Here is a 19,466-nt window from a genome sequence, read left to right on the forward strand (position 1 = left end):
ATAGGTTCTAAAATGGAAACCACAAACAAGCTAAAAGATGTTAATGAAGTGTTGGAATTTTTATATCAAGAATTTCCACAATGTTTTAAACAAAAAGACGGTATCAAACCGCTTAAAGTTGGTATCTTTAAAGATATTGCTGAGCGTATTGAAGGGTCTGATAAAGTAAGCAAGACTCAAGTACGTCAAGCGCTTAGAAAATATACGTCTAACTGGCGTTATTTAGAAGCTGTGACCAAGTCAGAGTTTCGTATTGATCTTGATGGCAATCAAGGTGAAAAAGTTGAGCAAGAGCATATCGACCATGCACAAAAAGCATTGGAAGAAAGCCGCGCTAAAATGGCAAAACGCAAAAAACAACAGCGTCCTCGCCAAGATTCTGATGCTAAATCTTTCAAGAAAAAACCAGCACATGCTAGCAAAGCAGGTGATAAAAACGCCTCCACTGCTAATAAACCAGCTAAAGTTGCACCGGCTAAGCGTTCAGGAAAAATTGAACCTTTACCAGCAACTGAGGTCAAGGTTAATAATAAGGTTAAGGTTAAACTTGGCCAAGCACTTGTAAATGCAGTAATCACTGAAGTGAACAAAGATGACGTTCATGTTGAATTAGTGACGGGTATGCAAGTTAAAACCAAAGCTGACAGTTTATACATCGTTTAAACTGTAAATAAATTAAGGAGTTTGTATGAGTAAAAAGTTTACGCTCATTCCGTTAGTTGCTGCCCTGTTTTCAGGTTCATTATTTGCTGCTGTTGAAGCCGTCACAATTGACGATTTACCCCAGCTCAAACAAGAAAGTCAACATGGTACTGCCAGCAAGCGCGTGGCTAGCTTATTTACTCGTTCACACTATATCCCAGTTCGATTTAACGATGAGCTTTCTAGTAAAGTATACGATCGTTATATCGAATCCCTTGATTTTAATAAAAGTGTTTTTCTAGCCAGCGATATTGCCTCTTTTGAGCAATATCGTGATGACTTTGATAACGCTTTAATTACCGGTAAAGTAGGCTTCACATTTGATATTTTTAATTTAAGCCTTAAACGTCGTTTTGAACGTTATGAGTATTCATTAGCATTACTTGAAAAAGAAATGACTTTTGATAAAGAAGATGAATACTTTTTTGATCGTGAAGATGCCGCGTGGCCAACGTCTCAGGCTGAGCTTGACGAAATTTGGCGCGAACGTGTTAAATACGATGCACTGCGTTTAAAAATGACAGGTAAAGATTGGAAAGGTATTAAAGAAGTGCTTACCAAGCGCTATAGGAATGCCCAAAAGCGTTTAGTACAATCAAACGCTGAAGATGCATTCCAAATAGTACTAAATTCTTTAGCACGCAGTATTGAAGCGCATACATCTTATTTATCGCCACGCCGTGCAGAGCAATTTAAAATGGATATGGACCTAGAGCTAGAAGGCATAGGTGCAGTATTAAGTCCAGATGAAGATTACACGGTTATTCGCAGTTTAGTGCCAGGTGGCCCTGCGGATAAAACCGAACAGATTAAAGCTGATGACCGTATTATAGGTGTTGCTCAAGATGGTGAAGAGTTTACTGATGTCATCGGTTGGCGTTTAGACGACGTCGTTGATTTAATTAAAGGTCCTAAAGGGACTAAGGTGCGTCTGCAATACTTAAAAGGTGCTGATGCCCATGGTACGCCTAAAACAGTTGAAATTACCCGTGATAAAATTCGCCTCGAAGATAGGGCGGCCAAATCAGAAGTGTTTGAGGCTAAATATTCAGACTTAACCAGTAAAATAGGGGTGATCGAAATACCTGGTTTTTACAACAATCTTTCCAAAGATGTAAAAGTTGAATTGGCAAAGCTTAAAGAAGAAAAAGTGGATGGTATTATTATCGACTTACGCCAAAACGGTGGCGGCTCTTTATACGAGGCAACGCAGCTTTCAGGATTGTTTTTTGACCAAGGCCCTGTAGTTCAAATACACACTTTAAATAATCGTATTGAAGAACAAAGAGATCGTGATGGTATTACCTATTACGATGGCCCGCTTACAGTGTTAGTTGATAGATACAGTGCGTCCGCATCTGAAATATTTGCAGCAGCAATGCAAGATTATGGTCGAGCGGTTGTTATTGGCGAGCAAACATTTGGTAAAGGCACGGTACAACAGCACAAACGCTTAGGTCGTAAGTATGATTTATACGACAACCCACTTGGCAGTGTGCAATATACTATTGCTAAGTTTTACCGCATTAATGGCGGTAGCACGCAGCACAAAGGTGTGATCCCTGACATATCGTTTCCTTCAGCAATCGATCCTGCACAGTGGGGAGAAAGCAAGCAAGACAATGCACTGCCATGGGATAGTATTGTAAAAGCTAAATATAATAAGCTGGATAATTTAACGCCAGTTATTACGCAGCTTCAAAAGCAACATGAAGTACGTATTAAGTCAGAGCCAGAATTTAATTATGTACTTACTGATATTGCACGCTACAACGAAGAAAAGGACCGTAAAACAATTTCGTTAGTAGAAGCTAAGCGCGTTAAAGAAAAAGATGAAAACGAAGCACGCGCACTTGTACGCACTAATGAGCGGCTTAAGCGTTTAGGTAAAGATCCGGTAGAAAACCTAGATGATTTACCTGAAGTCATCGAAGAGCTAGATCCATTTTTAGAAGAAGCGGCGTTAATTACTCAAGATTATATTAAGTATGGCCGTATAGCTAAGCAGTAACAACTAGTTTTACCTCTATAAAAAAGGCGCTTATGCGCCTTTTTTACTACCTATAATTTACTAAATTGTTATAATCTCTGATTACATAAAGTTGAGCCAGATCAAAGGTGCTCAATTAATGCGCTAATTGTGCTTAAAATAATAATTAGACACACCTTAAGTGTGTGTAGGAGTCTCTACTTTGAAGCCATTGGAAGATAAACCAATTAAACCCGCCTCGTTTTTTGATGCACTTATTCCGATTTCAGTTTTGATCTGTTTGCTTGGAGCTGCCGTTTACCTATTTGGCGATAACTCATCATCGGGTCCAAACCAAATTGCACTTTTATTTGCTACCTTTGCCGCTGCGTTAATTGGTCTTAAAAATGGGTACACTTGGAAAAAACTTGAGCAAGCCATGATTGAAGGGATCACACTTTCACTTGGTGCTATTTTGATTTTACTAATGGTAGGTGCCTTAATTGGCACATGGTTACTTTCGGGAACCGTACCAACCTTAATTTATTATGGCTTGCAGGTTATCAATCCGAGCTGGTTTTATGCAGCTAGCTGCTTAATTTGTGGCATTGTTGCAATGAGTATTGGTAGTTCATGGACAACAGCTGCAACAATCGGTGTTGCGTTATTAGGTGTTGCAACGGGTCTTGGCCTTGAGCAAACGGTCACAGCAGGTGCGGTTATATCGGGCGCGTACTTTGGTGATAAATTAAGCCCGCTGTCAGAAACCACAAACTTAGCACCAGCAGTGGTAGGTGCTGATTTGTTTGAGCATATTCAACACATGCTTTGGACCACAGTACCAAGTTTTGTGATTGCGCTTATTATATTTATTTTTATGGGCTTTAATGCAACGGCTTCAAGTGAAGCGGGGCGCATTGATGAGATAACAGCTATTTTACAGCAAAACTTTAATATTGGTTTTGAAATGTTAATACCGCTTATTGTATTACTCGTATTAGCGATTAAAAAAATGCCAGCGTTTCCAGCTATTTCAATTGGCGCAGTTGTGGGTGCTATTTGGGCTATGTTGTTTCAGTCTGATTTAATTAGTAGCCAAATAGATATTTCCCAAGGGCAGTTAGTAGGGTACTTTAAGCTTGTTTGGACCACCTTTTTTGATGGCTTTAGCATAAATACAGGCGATGATAAAATGGACTCACTCCTTAGCGGTGGTGGTATGTCAGGTATGCTAACAACCACGTGGCTTATTATGACTGCACTGATGTTTGGTGCCATTATGGAAAAAACAGGCCTTTTGGATATTTTTGTTAAAAGCATACTTAAAATAGCTAAAAGCACGGGCTCATTAATTGCTGCCACTATTGCTACTTGTATTGGTACCAACGTTATTGCGGCCGATCAGTATATTGCGATTGTTGTACCAGGGCGTATGTTTAAAGACGAATATAAAAAACGTGGGTTAAAGCCTGTAAATCTATCTCGTACTTTAGAAGATGGCGGCACGATCACGAGTCCATTAATCCCTTGGAATACATGTGGTGCTTACATGCAAAGCGTTTTATTAATAAATCCTTTTGATTATGCGCTTTACGCTTTCTTTAACTTGATAAACCCTGTTTTAGCGGTTATTTATGCCTATTTAGGTATTAAAATCTTACGCATTAAGCCAAAACAATCTGCCTAATTTAAATAGCTCCTTTTAACTCAAAAGGAGCTATTTTGGAGTATTTATGACTGAATCAAATAAACCTCAAGCACAATATCTTAAAGACTATAAAGCTCCTGATTTTTTAATTAATCACACAGAGCTAACTTTTGACTTACTGCCATTATCAACGAAAGTGAGCGCTTTGTTGACGCTTACACGTGTAGGGGATAAAAAAGCACCTTTAGTGCTTGATGGCATTGATTTACGCTTACTGTCTTTATCTGTTGATGCCGTGGACATAACAGATTATGAAATTATTGGCGAGCAACTAATAATTAATAATCTGCCGGATAGTTGTCGATTAAGTATAGTCACTGAGATATCGCCTGAAACCAATACTTCACTTGAAGGTTTATATTTATCAGGTGGTGCGTATTGCACACAATGTGAAGCACAGGGGTTTAGAAAAATAACCTATTACATGGACCGTCCTGATGTTTTATCTACATTTGATGTAACGATAATTGCTGATAAAAAATACCCACAATTATTGTCAAATGGTAACCAAATAGACAGTGGTGAAACTCAAAATGGTCGTCATTTTACCAAATGGCAAGATCCGTTTAAAAAACCAAGTTACTTATTTGCCTTAGTTGCTGGCGATTTTGATGTATTAAAAGACAGCTACGTTACTCAAAGCGGTAGGGATGTTGAGCTTGCATTATTTGTTGATAAAGGTAATTTATCTAAAACACCCCATGCTATGACTTCACTTAAAAAAGCGATGCAATGGGATGAAGCGCGTTTTAATTTAGAATATGACCTTGATATTTATATGATTGTAGCAGTCGATTTTTTCAACATGGGCGCGATGGAAAATAAAGGGTTAAATATTTTCAACAGTAAATGTGTTTTAGCAAATCAAGAAACGGCTACAGATAAAGACTATCACACCATTGAATCAATTGTAGGGCACGAATATTTCCATAACTGGACGGGCAATCGTGTAACGTGCCGAGATTGGTTTCAGTTATCGTTAAAAGAAGGCTTAACGGTATTTAGGGATCAAGAGTTTAGTAGTGACTTAGGCTCGCGTGCGCTTAATCGAATTGATGCTGTAAAAGTAATGCGTACACACCAGTTTAGCGAAGATGCTGGTCCTATGGCACACCCCATTCGTCCAGAAAAAGTTATTGAAATGAATAACTTTTATACGGTTACAGTGTATGACAAAGGCGCTGAAGTTATTCGTATGATGCATACGCTACTAGGCGAGCAAAACTTTCAAAAAGGCATGACGCTATATTTTGAGCGTCACGACGGTCAAGCAGTAACCTGTGATGATTTTTTAAGTGCAATGAGCGATGCATCAGGGATTAACTTAGCACAATTTAAACGCTGGTATAATCAAGCTGGTACGCCACGTCTAAATGCGCTGCAAAGCTTCGATAAAGATTCAAATACCTACAGCTTAACAGTAGAGCAATTAGCACCGCTTAATCAACCAAATAATGAGCCTTTACACATTCCTTTTGCGATTGAGTTATTGGATGCAAACGGACACAGTATTGCGCTTGAGTATCAAGGCAAAAAAATTGTGCATGTGTTAAATGTGACGCAATCTACGCAAACATTTAACTTCGATAATATTAGCAGTAAACCAGTTGCTGTATTACTGGAAGATTTCTCTGCACCGTGTATTTTAAATCAACAAACAGATGAACATGCGCTTCTTCATATTATGCGTTTTGCACGGAGTGATTTTTCTCGTTGGGATGCCCAGCAGCAGCTATTTATCAATGCAGTAAAAGCAAATATAAAGAGCGCCGAAAGTATTGCACTAAGTGATGAAATAATTAATGCGCTCAGAGTGTTAGTTGTAAACCAACAAGGTGATTTAGCGCTAATTGCTGAGCTATTAAAGTTACCTAGCTTTGATACATTGGCCGGTGAATTTGAAGTTATTCCTGTTGATGAAATAATTAAAATTACGCAGCAATTTGAAAAACAAATAGCAGATTCGTTATGTAGTGAATTTATTCAATGTTTTGAATCATTATTTGATGACGGCAGTGTAAGTGCTAATGCGGTTGCTATTCGTTCATTAAAACAGTTATGCCTTCATTACTTAGCCAAAACTCAAAGTATCCAGGCAGCTGGATTTATTAAAGATGCAGCGAGTTCATCTAATATGACGAATGTGTTAGGTGCGTTGAGCGCAGCGGTTAAAGCATCGCATGAAGTGTGTGATGAATTATTAAATCACTTTGATAGTCAGTGGCGCCACGATGTTTTAGTTATGGATAAATGGTTTGCTTTACAAGCGATGCAAACATCAGAAAACGCAATCGAAAATATTAAAGCCCTTTATGAGCACCCATGTTTTGATTTTTCTAATCCTAACCGAGTTCGTGCGTTAGTCGGCAGCTTTAGTCATTTTAATACGCCGCAGTTTCACCGTGCCGACGGGCAAGGTTATTCACTATTAGGTGACTTATTAATAAAGCTAAATGCTATAAACCCACAAAATGCATCACGTATGTTAACGCCTTTTATGTCCTGGAAACGTTACGATAAAGTGCGTTCTCGTGCAATGAAGCAGCAATTAGAGCGTATAGCTGCGTTGGATGGCCTAAGCGACGATTTATTTGAAAAAGTTGAAAAAGCGCTAGCGTAAATGATTGAGTACTATTTTAACTTAACACTGAGCTACAACGATTGCATGGATTATTATCATGGTCGTTTTAGCTCCTTACAAGTAGTGGAAGATGGGGGGAAAAGAATTCGTTTTTCTGCTAACCACTTGAGACCTTACATTTCTAGCTTAGGAATACGAGGTCGTTTTAGAATATTATTAACACCTGAAAATAAGTTCATTCGTATTGAACGAGTGGCTTAGCGCGCTATTTTTATGTTATAGATACATAAAAATATTGTCTTTTTGTTAATTTCAATTTGTTCTATTGTTAAATAACGTGTATAAATTATCTGGTATGACGTCTTACCAATACGTAAACGTCAGCCAGAATAAATGTATAACAGATTGAATGCGACCATTTGTAATTTATTAATATCGCTTCTATCGTTATGATTACACTAAAAACAATAATTTGATCACACAAAATGACCCGCGACAGGGGGGAACCACAATGATAAGAAGATCGCTTTTTGTTCGAAACAAAATAGCTTTAAGCATAGCAGCCGCTAGCTTAGGGTTGTCTGCAGCCAGCACACAAGCTGTAACATTCGAAGCTGGAGGTTTTGATATAACCTTCGACTCTACTTTTTCTTACGGGCAAAGTGTCCGTGTAGAAAATAGAAACTTTGACCTAATAGGTAAAAGTAATAATCCAGCGTTTAATTGGACGGGTTATAATCCTGCAATAAACACTGTCTATTCATCGCAAGATGTGTGGGCACAACCAGGCTCTTATTCAAATAATGGTGACGCCGGTGGGTTAAACTTCGACAGTGGTGATTCATTTTCAAAACTGTTAAAAGGCACACACGACCTATCAATTAGCAAAGATAACTACGGTTTGTTTACCCGCTTTATGTACTTTTATGACTTTGCGTTAATGGATAGCGATCATGCTTACGTTAATCCAACATCAGGTCAAGGCGTTGATCCGTGTGATGATAAAGATACTAAAGAACAAAGCTGTGCAGATATTCGCTTATTAGATGCGTATGTGTGGGCTAATTTTGATTTTAATGATGGTAATAATCCTTTATCAATCCGCATTGGTCAACAAGTTGTTAACTGGGGGGAAAGCACACTTATTTCTCACGGTATCAATATAAACCCAGTTGATATTGCGCGTTTAAAAGCGCCAGGTGCAGAGCTCAAAGAAGCTTTTATTCCTGTTGGCATGCTATGGGCTTCACTTGGTATTACTGAAAATATAACTCTTGAAGGTTTTTATCAGTACCAGTGGCATGAAACACGTTTACCAGCAGCGGGAACTTATTTTTCAACGAATGACTTTGCGGCTGAAAACGGCTATCAACAAAACGTTCAATTAGGTTTTACATCGAACCCTGACATCGATTTAGCATTTTTAACAAGCAGCTTAAATAATTTAACGACTAATTTTGCTCAAGTCGCTGCAGCTCGCGGTATTGACCCCTCGAGCACTGAAGGCCAAGAATTGCTTTCAAATATGTACCTTGCCCATCCAACTAAAGTTGCGTTAAAGGGTAAAGGTGATGAGGGTAAATCAGAGCCTGACGATGGTGGCCAGTATGGTTTGCGCTTAGGTATGTTTTTACCTGACTTTTATGACACCGAAATTGCGTTATACCATGTCAATTACCATAGCAGCCGCCCACTCATTTCTGGTCGAGTCTCAAACTTTACGCAAGCCTCTATAGCACAAGACTTAGCGATGCTCTCTACTACAGAAATCACACCTGATAATATATCAGATTTAAGAGCGTTTTCTAAAGCGACCAACGAATACCCTGAAGATATTAAACTCTATGGTTTGAGTTTTAATACGTCACTGGGTGAGACTGCCTTTGCAGGTGAGTTTACTTTTCGCGAAGATGAGCCACTGCAAATAGATGATGTTGAACTGCTTTATGCAGCTATGCCAGAGCAACTTGCTGTTGCTGGGCTTCGTCCTGAATTTGCTGGTATTTCACAGTTAAGTATTGGCGATGCGATTAGTGCTGTAGGACCTGGAGAACTAGCTAAAGGTTACATTGAGCGAAATACATCGCAACTACAGTTTACTGCTACTCATTTATTTGGTCCTTCATTAGGTGCTGATAGTTGGGCTGTGGTAGGTGAGATTGGTGGTGTGCGTGTTAATAACATGCCCTCATATGACGAGACGCGTTTAAATATTTCAGGTACTGGACGAAGTGGTCGAATTTCAGGCCCTAATGCAAGTGATTACTCAACGTTGCAAATGGGATTGTCTAATGGTGCTGAACAAAAATCATTTGCGACTGCATCCTCTTGGGGTTACCGGCTGATTGCTAAAGGTGATTATTATAATATTTATAATGGTATTAATTTCTCACCACGCTTTGTTTTCTCTCACGATGTAAATGGTAGTACACCTGATCCTATGTTCTTGTTCCTTGAAGACCGTAAATCATTAGGTGCCACTATGAGCTTTAACTATCAAAATGCGTGGTCACTTGATGTGAGCTATAACTCTTTTTGGGGCGGCGGTGATATAAATACTTTTTCAGACCGCGACTACGTTTCTTTCAATTTAAAATATTCAATCTAGGGGTAACATGATTATGATAAAAAAACCTACCCTCATCGCAACCGCTTTTTGTAGTTTGTTTGCAAGCAATGCAGCACTAGCAAAACTCACTGCTGATGAAGTTGCACAATTAGGCCAAAACTTAACACCACTTGGTGCAGAGAAGGCGGGCAATGCTGATGGATCTATTCCTGCTTGGAATAATGGCATAACGACTGCTCCGGCAGGTTATGAGCCTGGTATGCATCACCTTGACCCCTTTGCAACAGATAAAGTGCTTTTCACTATTGATAAAAGTAATATCGATAAATACAAAGCGAACTTAAGCCCTGGGCAAATTGCATTATTTGAAACGTATCCTGATACATTCAAAATGCCAATTTACGAAACACGCCGTTCAGCGTCTTTCCCTCAGTTTGTTTATGATGCAACAAAACAGTTTGCAACAACGGCTGAGTTAGTTGAAGAAGGTAATGGCATTAAAAGTACTGCAATTGGGACGCCATTTCCTATTCCAAAAACGGGTTTAGAAGCAATTTGGAACCACTTATTGCGTTACCGAGGTCAGTCTATCGAACGTTTTGGTGGTCAAGCGGCTCCTACAGCATCGGGTTCTTACAACTATGTTGGTTTTGATGAACAGCTATTAGTTAAATATTCAGATCCAAGTGCAACGCCTGCTCAGTTAAAAGATTCAAATATTTTGTTTAAATTTAAACAAAAAGTAACCGAGCCTGCGCGTTTAGCCGGTACTGCATTACTTGTTCATGAAACAATGGATCAAATATTAACACCAAGACAAGCGTGGACTTATAACTCAGGACAACGTCGTGTGCGTCGCGCGCCAAATGTTGCATATGATGCACCAGGTACAGCCGCTGATAGCTTACGTACGACTGATGATTTTGATATGTTCAATGGTTCGCCTAATCGTTATAACTGGACGTTGAAGGGTAAAAAAGAACTTTATATTCCATATAATAGTTATAAACTTCATAGCGATCAGCTTAAATACGATGACATTTTAATGCCTGGCCATATTAATCCTGCACATACGCGTTACGAAAAGCACCGTGTTTGGGTTGTTGAAGCTAACCTAAAAGACGACACTCGTCATATTTATAAAAAGCGTGTTTTTTATATTGATGAAGATAGCTGGCAAGTTCAGGTAACTGATATTTATGATAACCGTGATCAACTGTACCGTGTTGCAATGGCATATGGTCTTAATTACTACGAAGTGCCTACACAGTGGAGTACTTTAGAAGTTTATCATGATTTGAATTCACGTCGATACTTAGCAATTGGTTTAGATAATCAAGAGAAAATGTACGACTTTTCGCAATCGTTTAACGATAACGAATTTACTTCAAGTGCACTACGTCGCGCTGGTAAATAGTCCTAAAGTTGGCATCTAACTAATTGGTTAGGTGCCTTTTTCCTTTCTCATCGCGTTTGTCTTGTTAACGCGCTGGACTTTCCTCAGTATTAAAGACAAACAATTCCTCAGTTCAAGGCGATTAAAACTTATGAAGTATTTGGTATATGCCAGCCTAATTATAAGCGGTGCGAGTATTGCGCAAGATGCTCCTAAAAATGCTATTAACGTGATCAATGCAGATAAAACCCTCTTAACCGATATCACGAGTACAGATACACACTTAATTGCTGTAGGGAAGCATGGCACGATCATTAGAAGTACTGATGGAGCTCAATGGCAACAAGCTGACGTGGTACCAACTCAAGTTTTACTTACTGCTGTTGATTTTAGTAGTGACAATAATGGTTGGGCATGTGGTCACGATGCGACAATAATTAATACAACGGATGGTGGTGTAAACTGGCAGCTACAACAATCTAGCCCACAATTAGACAAACCATGTTTAGATATTCTTTTTAAAGACGACTTGCATGGCTTTGCTGTGGGGGCTTATGGCATGTTTTATCAAACCAGTGATGGTGGTGCGCATTGGCAAAAACGTTTTCTAGATTCATTACTTTTTAGTGAAGATAGAGAATACTTAAATGATTTAAAAGAAAATGATCCACAGGCATACGATGCTGAAACAGCGTCAATCTTGCCACACTTTAATCGGATAGAACAAAGTGCAAGTGGGTTGGTTTTGGTTGGTGAAATGGGCTTAATGGCAAAAAGTATGGATGCAGGCCTTACTTGGCAGCGTATAGAAGAAATTTACCCAGGTTCATTTTTTGCGTTTAATTCAGATGACGCACTCGAAGTTGTTGCAGGCTTACGTGGTAATGTATTTACTAAGCAGCGCGAAGAGCAAGATTGGCAACATTTAGAAAATGTTAAAACGGCAACCATTAACAGTATTCTCAATTATAACAATGAACAATGGTTAATGTTGGCCAACAGTGGTGTGATTTTTCATTTAAAAGATGGGCTGCTCACTTATGAGCAACTAGCAGATGGTAAAGCAATTCTTGATGGCGTGATTTCAAATAATAAGTTAATCATGGCAACAGAAAACGGCATTAAAGTGAAGGAGTTGACCCCTTAATGCATAAAATATTAGATTTTATAGAAAAAGCGATTTTTAGGCATCGTTTGATTATGCTTATAAGTTTTGCACTTATAACGTGTTTCCTCGTATTTAAAGCGACACAGATCCAACTTGATGCCTCGTTTAACAAAAATATTCCGTTAAACCATGAATACATGAAGGTATACACGAAACACGAAACACAATTTGGCGGTGCAAATAGCATTTTAATTTCGGTGTGTGATGACAGCGGGAATATATTTAACCCTGAGTTTTTCACGCAATTGAAAGCGGTTCACGATCAACTCTATTTTATCCCAGGTGTAAATCGTCCTTTAGTAAACTCAATATTTTCTCCCAGTGCTCGTTTTGTCGAAGTAGTTGAAGATGGCTTTGCCGGCGGCCCTATTATTCCTGCAAACTTTACAGCGGATGCGCGTGGTTTAGGCGTTGTTAAAGAAAACATCGAAAAAGCAAAAGTCGTTGGGCGAATGGTTGCTAGTGATTATTCGTGTGCGATGGTCACAGCGCAGCTTCTAGAAACTGATCCACAAACGCAGCAAAAACTAGATACGCTTTTATTTGCGCAAAAGTTAGAAAATGAACTTCGTGAACCTCTAAGTACTGACAAAGTCAGTATCCATATAATTGGCTTTGCTAAAATGGCGGGGGATATTGCTGAGGGTGCAAAAGGGGTCGTACTATTTTTTGCTATAGCGATTGCCTTTACGTTTATCATGGTGTGGTTATTTTGTGGTAGCTTAAAACTAACTATTTTACCTATTGCCTGCTCAATTATAGCCGTTATTTGGCAGTTAGGTCTACTCTCTAGTTTAGGCTTTGGCCTTGATCCTATGTCTATTTTGGTGCCATTTTTGGTGTTTGCTATTGGCGTAAGTCATGGTGTGCAAATGATCAATGCCATTGGCAAAAAAGTAGGTGAAGGCAAAAGTACACGTATTTGTTGTCAATCGAGCTTTCGATCTTTACTGGTGCCAGGTGGCATTGCCTTGCTATCTGATACGGTTGGCTTTTTAACGTTACTCACTATTGATATCGGTATAATTCGAGAACTTGCTATAACAGCGAGCTTAGGTGTTGCCGTAATTATATTTACTAATTTAATTTTATTACCTGTGTGGGCTTCGTACATGAAGTTTGAAGGCAGCGTGCATATTCAATCAGGCGATGCTAACAAGCCTAATATGCTCGATAAAATTAGAGATTTACTTGTCAAAGCAACTGACCCTAAAGTCGCAAAAATGATTATCGGATTTACGTTAGTGTTATTTGCGTTAGGTTACTGGCAAGCAGATAAAATGCGCATTGGTGATTTACATGCAGGTGCGCCATCACTGCATCAAGATGCTCGTTATAATCAAGATACTTTTTTGATCTCGGATAGATACACTATTTCATCTGATATTTTAAAAGTAATAGTAGAAGCTTACCCAGCGGCGTGTACTGAGCACGATGTGATGCAACGTATCAGTCGTTTCCAATACAAGGTAGAAAATGTTGTTGGTGTACAATCTGCGGTTAGTTTAAGTTCTGTGGCACAGTCGGTAAATGCAGGCTATAACGAAGGAAATCTAAAATGGCAAAGTTTACCACGTAATTCGGCAAGCTTAGTCCAGTCTACCTCTCGCGTAGAAACAAGTACTGGTTTATTAAACGGTAATTGTTCTGTTATGCCAGTGATTATCTTTTTAAATGATCATAAAGCACAAACTATTGACCGTGTAATAGAGAGCGTTAAGCAATTTGCACAAGAGGAAGGCACAGATAAAGTAGCCTTTAAATTAGCATCGGGTCCAGTTGGTGTAATGGCCGCTACGAATGAATCGGTATCTGAAGCCCAGATACCGATGATGTTATATGTTTATGGCGCTGTAATTATTTTATGCTTACTGAGTTTTAAAAGTGTAAAAGCGACGATTGCTGTGGTCCTTCCACTTTATGTGGTTTCAACACTTGCACAAGCACTAATGGTACAACTGGAAATTGGTTTAACAGTGTCTACATTACCCGTAATTGCATTAGGTGTTGGTATTGGGGTCGATTACGGTATTTATATACTCTCATCGATGATGGGCCAGCTAAAGCAAAATGTACCGCTTTCAGTGGCGTATCGTAATGCGCTAGTTGAACGTGGTAGTGCGGTCTTGTTCACTGGTATTACTCTAGCTATCGGTGTAAGTACGTGGATTTTCTCTGATTTAAAATTCCAAGTGGATATGGGAATACTGCTTACCTTCATGTTTTTAGTAAATATGCTAGGCGCAGTACTGTTATTACCTGCAATTGGTAGCCTGCTCTGGACCGACCAGAAAAAATAATGTGAATAATTTTGCTCCTAAATGGCTAGGAATAGCCATTTATATCTATGTTTTGTGAATAGATGACCAAATAGCTGAAATGCTTAAAATGTTTTCATCGAAAAGGCTGTTTATTAGTTGTAAAAGGGTTAGAATTTAACTGACTCCACGCTAATAAATGGCTGTACAAAATTCCTGCTCCTGAGCAGTAATAGATTAAGGAACATACAATGACACGAAATGAAGGCCAAGCCTCGGTTATCCTAGATAATGTCTGTAAGCTGATCCAGAAAAAAGTTCACGCTGATAATGTGTTACTCGTTGAAAAATTCGCCAAAGCCTTGTACAGCAATATGTCTAAAGAGGATTTGGCAAACCGCAACGATAGTGACTTATATGGCGCTGCACTAAGCCTTTGGAATTCGCTAGAAAAAAATACTAACGACGACGCTGTTATTCGCGTTTTTAATCCAGAAGTGGCAAAAGATGGCTGGCAGTCATCACATACAATTGTTGAGATTATTGCTAAAGACATGCCGTTTTTAGTTGATTCAGTTCGTATGGCCATGACTCGCGAAAATATCGCCTCTCATTTACTACTTCATAGCCCACTTAAAATTCAGCGTGATAAAAACGCTAAAATATCGGGCTTATCAAATTTAAAAGCAGAGCAAGAATCAACATCAACAAAAACAGTGTTTTTTATTGAAATTGACCGTCAAACAGATTCTTCTGTGATTGAGTCTTTTAAGAAAGAATTAGAGTCAGTCCTTGTTGATGTGTCTGTTGCGGTAGAAGACTGGCAACCAATTCGCAAAAAATTAATTGCGGTAAATAAAGCGCTGCCAAAGCGTAGCCACAATAAAAATGAAAGTGAAGTATCAGAAACAGTCGAATTTTTAGATTGGTTAGTTAAAGATAACTTTACCTTAATGGGTTACCGCGAATATGAGTTAAGCCCAGTGCAGGGTGATTATCAACTTAAAGGTAAAATGGAAACAAGCCTTGGTTTGATGAAAAACTCGACTGAAGAGCACACGCGCTTACTTTCTGAATTACCAGAAGTGGCACGTCAAGAAGCGCGCAGTAGCAATTTGCTTATTTTAACAAAAACAAATTCACTTTCTCGCGTTCACCGTCCTGCTTATATCGACTACGTTGGCATTAAGCGCTTTGATGAGGAAGGTAATGTTATTGGTGAAGATCGCTTTATTGGTTTGTTCTCATCAAATTTTTATAACAACAGCGCCTCAGATGTACCTGTTCTTAAAAGTAAAATTAATCGCATCATGGATATGTGTGATTTTGCTAAAGGCACGCATGCGTACAAAGCGGTACTGAATATCTTAGAAACGTATCCACGTGATGAGCTTGTTCAAGCACGTGAAAGTGAGCTGTTAGAAGTTGCCACCGGTGTTTTACAGGTACAAGAACGTGATATGTGCCGCTTATTTGTGCGAAAAGATGCCTATGGTCGCTTTTTCTCTTGCATGGTGTATGTACCACGAGAGCGTTACAACACAGCATTACGCCGAGAAACGCAAGCTATTTTAGGCAATGCATTTAATTCTGACGACAAAGTCGAATTTACTACTTATTTTTCTGAGTCAACACTGGCGCGTACTCATTATACCGTTCGTGTGACCGACAACAATATCGAATATAATGTGAAAGACATCGAAAACAACTTAGTAGAAGCTGCCCGAACATGGGAAGATAAATTACAATCTGCATTGCTAGAATCTGCTGGCGAAGCACGCGGAAACGATTTAAATCGTAAATATTGCAATGCATTTGCGCGCTCATATAAAGATGAAGTTTTACCTAGCGCAGCCGTTGTCGATATTGAAAAGTTAGAATTACTAACCGATGAAAATAAGCTGGAAATGCTTTTTTATCGCCCGCAAGAAGAAGCCAACAGTAATATTGTACGCTTAAGCTTATTCCATAAAGATGAGCCGATTCATTTATCGGATGTAATGCCGATGCTTGAAAACTTCGGTTTACGTGTTGTAGGTGAAACACCTTACTCAGTTAAAACCAGTGATGGTCGCATTAATTGGATCATGGATTTCTCTATGCTGATAGACAGTAAAGGGATGGCTGATTTTGATAAAGTGTCTGCTCGTTTTCGCGCAGCGTTAACTAATGTTTGGGCTAATCGCTTAGAAAATGATGGTTTTAACCGTTTAGTACTCATGGGTGGCTTGGCTGGACGTGAAGCTTCAATTCTTCGCGCTTATGCTAAATACATGCGCCAAATTGGTGTTACCTTCTCGCAAACGTATATTGAAAGTACATTTGCTAACTACCCAAACATTGCCGCGCAGATTGTTAACTTATTTGCTAAAAAATTCTCAGTTAAAGCACCCGCCAGTGCAAAAACAATAGAGAAACTTATTGCTCAGGTTTACTTAGAACTTGAGAATGTAGCGAACCTTGATGATGACCGCATTATCCGTTTATATGTTGATATGATTGTAGCTACACTTCGTACCAACTATTATCAAAAAGATGCACAAGGGCAGTTTAAATCGTATGTTTCATTTAAGATTCAACCTAGCTTAATTCCGGATGTGCCATTACCTCTACCAGCATTTGAGATTTTTGTTTATTCGCCTCGCGTAGAAGGTGTGCATTTACGTTACGGAAAAGTAGCGCGTGGTGGACTTCGTTGGTCAGACCGTCGTGAAGATTTCCGCACTGAAGTACTTGGCTTAGTTAAAGCACAACAAGTTAAGAATACAGTAATTGTACCTGTTGGTTCTAAAGGTGGTTTTGTATGTAAACAGCTACCGACTGAACGCGAAGCGTTTATTAAAGAAGGGCAAGAGTGCTATAAAATCTTTATTCGTGGTCTATTAGATATTACAGACAATATTGAGCGCGGTGAAATAGTGCCGGCTAAAGATGTTGTACGTCACGATGAAGACGATGCGTATTTAGTGGTTGCGGCCGATAAAGGAACTGCTACGTTCTCAGATATCGCAAACGGTATTGCTAACGAATATAATTTCTGGCTGGGCGATGCATTTGCTTCAGGTGGCTCTGTCGGTTATGACCACAAGAAGATGGGTATTACCGCTAAAGGTGCATGGGAGTCGGTAAAACGTCATTTCCGTGAAATGGATATTGATTGTCAGACGACAGACTTTACCGTTGTTGCAATTGGTGACATGGCGGGGGACGTATTTGGTAATGGTATGCTGTTATCTAAACACATCCGTTTACAAGTTGCATTTAACCATATGCATATTTTTGTAGATCCTAACCCAGATGCTGCTAAATCATACCCTGAACGTGAGCGTTTATTTAATATGCCGCGCTCTTCTTGGGAAGATTATAATAAAGACCTTATTTCTGCCGGTGGTGGTATTTTCTCTCGTGCGGCTAAATCAATCACATTAAGTCCTGAAATGAAGAAAATGCTTGGCACGAAAAAAGCAAGCATGACACCAAATGAATTAATGAAAGCGTCATTAATGATGAATTTCGATTTACTGTGGAATGGCGGTATCGGAACATACATTAAAAATTCAAAAGAGACCGATGCTGATGTAGGGGATCGTGCAAATGATGCACTACGTATTAACGGTAAAGAATTAGGTGCGAAAATTATAGGCGAGGGTGGTAACTTAGGTGCGACCCAACTAGGGCGAATAGAATTTGCTGAAAAAGGCGGTCGTGTTAACACAGACTTTATTGATAACGTAGGCGGTGTGGCGTGTTCAGATAACGAAGTTAACATTAAGATTTTACTTAATGGCTTAGTTGCAGAAGGTGATTTAACACGTAAACAACGAGATGAATTACTTTATTCGATGACAGATGAAGTATCTGAGTTAGTGCTAAAAGACTGCTATCGTCAAACGCATACCATCTCAATTACGCAGTCTAAAGGTACTTCTACGCTTAAAGAGAAAATACGCTTTATCCATGCACTTGAAAAAGAGGGCAAATTAAACCGTGCAATTGAGTTTATCCCTAGTGATGAAGAACTCGCTGAGCGTGCAGCAGCAGGTAAAGATCTAACTCGTCCTGAGCTTTCAGTGCTTGTTTCATACGCTAAAATGGTATTGAAAGAGACGTTAGTAAGTGATGAAATTACTGAAAACCCTTATTACCGTCAGCTGCTTGTTAAGTCATTCCCACGCCCGCTACGCGAGAAATTTGACGATGCGATGAATAATCATCCGCTTCGTAAAGAAATTATCGCGACTAAGTTGGCTAATAATATCGTCAACGATATGGGTTTGAACTTTATGGTTCGTATGCATGAAGAAACCGGTGCAAACGAAGCTGAAATTGCAATGTGTTATTCAATTGCCAGTGAAATCTTCGAGATGCGTGATACTTGGTCATCAATTAGTGCGCTAGATAATAAGATACCGTCAGCAGTACAAACTGAAATGCTGTATCAATTACGCCGTACTGTACGTCGTACTACGCGTTGGTTCCTACGCCATAGAAATAAAGCGCAAACGATTGAACAAGCAATTGCGCATTTTGCACCAACCTTTAAAGACCTAAGTGATAACCTAGGAAACTATATGGTCGAAAAAGAAAATGACCGTATTGTTATTGAAGCGAATAAACTGATAGAAGACGGTGTACCTCGTCAGATTGCTGAACGCATTGTGTCGTTATCAAGCTTGTTCTCTGTAATGGACCTAGCTGAAGTAGCAAGTAAAACAGGTCGTAATATAGCAATGGTTTCTAACACTTACTTCAAGTTAGGTGCGCGAATGGGGCTACATTGGTTCTTAGATCAAATCACAAATCAACCTGTTGCTAACCATTGGCAAGCACTTGCTCGTTCTTCTTACCGTGAAGAATTAGATTGGCAACAACGTACGTTATCTGAAGTTGTATTAAATAGCTTTGAAGGTGACGATAGCGATGTAGATAGCCAAATTGATCAATGGATGGATAGCCAAGAATTACTGCTTCTACGTTGGAAGCAAATGCTGGCTGAATTTAAAACATCACAAAGCCACGATTTCGCTAAGTTTTCTGTAGCGCTCCGTGAACTGATGTTATTAAGCCATAATTGCGATACATCTGTTAAATAATTTAGTATTTGGGTTATTATTT

General features: G+C 39.2%; 10 protein-coding genes. All 10 read left to right on the forward strand.

Annotation, left to right across the window (positions count from 1 at the left end):
• The first annotated feature begins 12 nt into the window (after window positions 1–12).
• The 10 genes from proQ to PALI_RS06240 all read left to right on the forward strand — a co-directional run bounded on the left by proQ (window position 13) and on the right by PALI_RS06240 (window position 19,444).
• Window positions 13–663, forward strand: coding sequence for an RNA chaperone ProQ (gene proQ, locus PALI_RS06195; protein WP_193155267.1), 651 nt, complete (start codon window positions 13–15; stop codon window positions 661–663).
• A gap of 25 nt (window positions 664–688) precedes the next feature.
• Window positions 689–2,713, forward strand: coding sequence for a carboxy terminal-processing peptidase (prc, locus tag PALI_RS06200; RefSeq protein ID WP_193155268.1), 2,025 nt, complete (start codon window positions 689–691; stop codon window positions 2,711–2,713).
• Between the two features lie 181 nt (window positions 2,714–2,894).
• Complete coding sequence (nhaC, locus tag PALI_RS06205; protein WP_193155269.1) at window positions 2,895–4,358, forward strand: Na+/H+ antiporter NhaC; 1,464 nt, start codon at window positions 2,895–2,897, stop codon at window positions 4,356–4,358.
• A 46-nt stretch (window positions 4,359–4,404) separates the two neighbouring features.
• Window positions 4,405–6,999 carry an aminopeptidase N gene (pepN, locus tag PALI_RS06210; protein WP_193155270.1) on the forward strand — a complete coding sequence of 865 codons (2,595 nt, stop codon included), beginning with the start codon at window positions 4,405–4,407 and terminating at the stop codon, window positions 6,997–6,999.
• Complete coding sequence (locus PALI_RS06215; protein WP_077537783.1) at window positions 7,000–7,221, forward strand: DUF2835 family protein; 222 nt, start codon at window positions 7,000–7,002, stop codon at window positions 7,219–7,221.
• A 250-nt stretch (window positions 7,222–7,471) separates the two neighbouring features.
• The gene (locus tag PALI_RS06220; protein WP_193155271.1) at window positions 7,472–9,568 is read left to right on the forward strand and encodes a DUF1302 domain-containing protein; all 2,097 of its coding nucleotides are present in this window, start codon (window positions 7,472–7,474) and stop codon (window positions 9,566–9,568) included.
• A 13-nt stretch (window positions 9,569–9,581) separates the two neighbouring features.
• The gene (locus tag PALI_RS06225; RefSeq protein WP_077539010.1) at window positions 9,582–10,946 is read left to right on the forward strand and encodes a DUF1329 domain-containing protein; all 1,365 of its coding nucleotides are present in this window, start codon (window positions 9,582–9,584) and stop codon (window positions 10,944–10,946) included.
• Between the two features lie 130 nt (window positions 10,947–11,076).
• Window positions 11,077–12,072 carry a WD40/YVTN/BNR-like repeat-containing protein gene (locus PALI_RS06230; protein WP_193155272.1) on the forward strand — a complete coding sequence of 332 codons (996 nt, stop codon included), beginning with the start codon at window positions 11,077–11,079 and terminating at the stop codon, window positions 12,070–12,072.
• Entirely contained in the window at window positions 12,072–14,393 is a 2,322-nt protein-coding gene (locus tag PALI_RS06235; RefSeq protein WP_193155273.1) for an efflux RND transporter permease subunit, read from the forward strand. Before PALI_RS06230 ends, PALI_RS06235 begins: the two co-directional genes overlap by 1 nt.
• 209 nt (window positions 14,394–14,602) lie before the next feature.
• Window positions 14,603–19,444: an NAD-glutamate dehydrogenase gene (locus PALI_RS06240; protein ID WP_193155274.1), complete on the forward strand. Its 4,842-nt coding sequence runs from the start codon at window positions 14,603–14,605 to the stop codon at window positions 19,442–19,444.
• The last annotated feature ends 22 nt before the right edge of the window (window positions 19,445–19,466 follow it).

This window comes from Pseudoalteromonas aliena SW19, assembly GCF_014905615.1.
GTDB lineage: Bacteria > Pseudomonadota > Gammaproteobacteria > Enterobacterales > Alteromonadaceae > Pseudoalteromonas > Pseudoalteromonas aliena.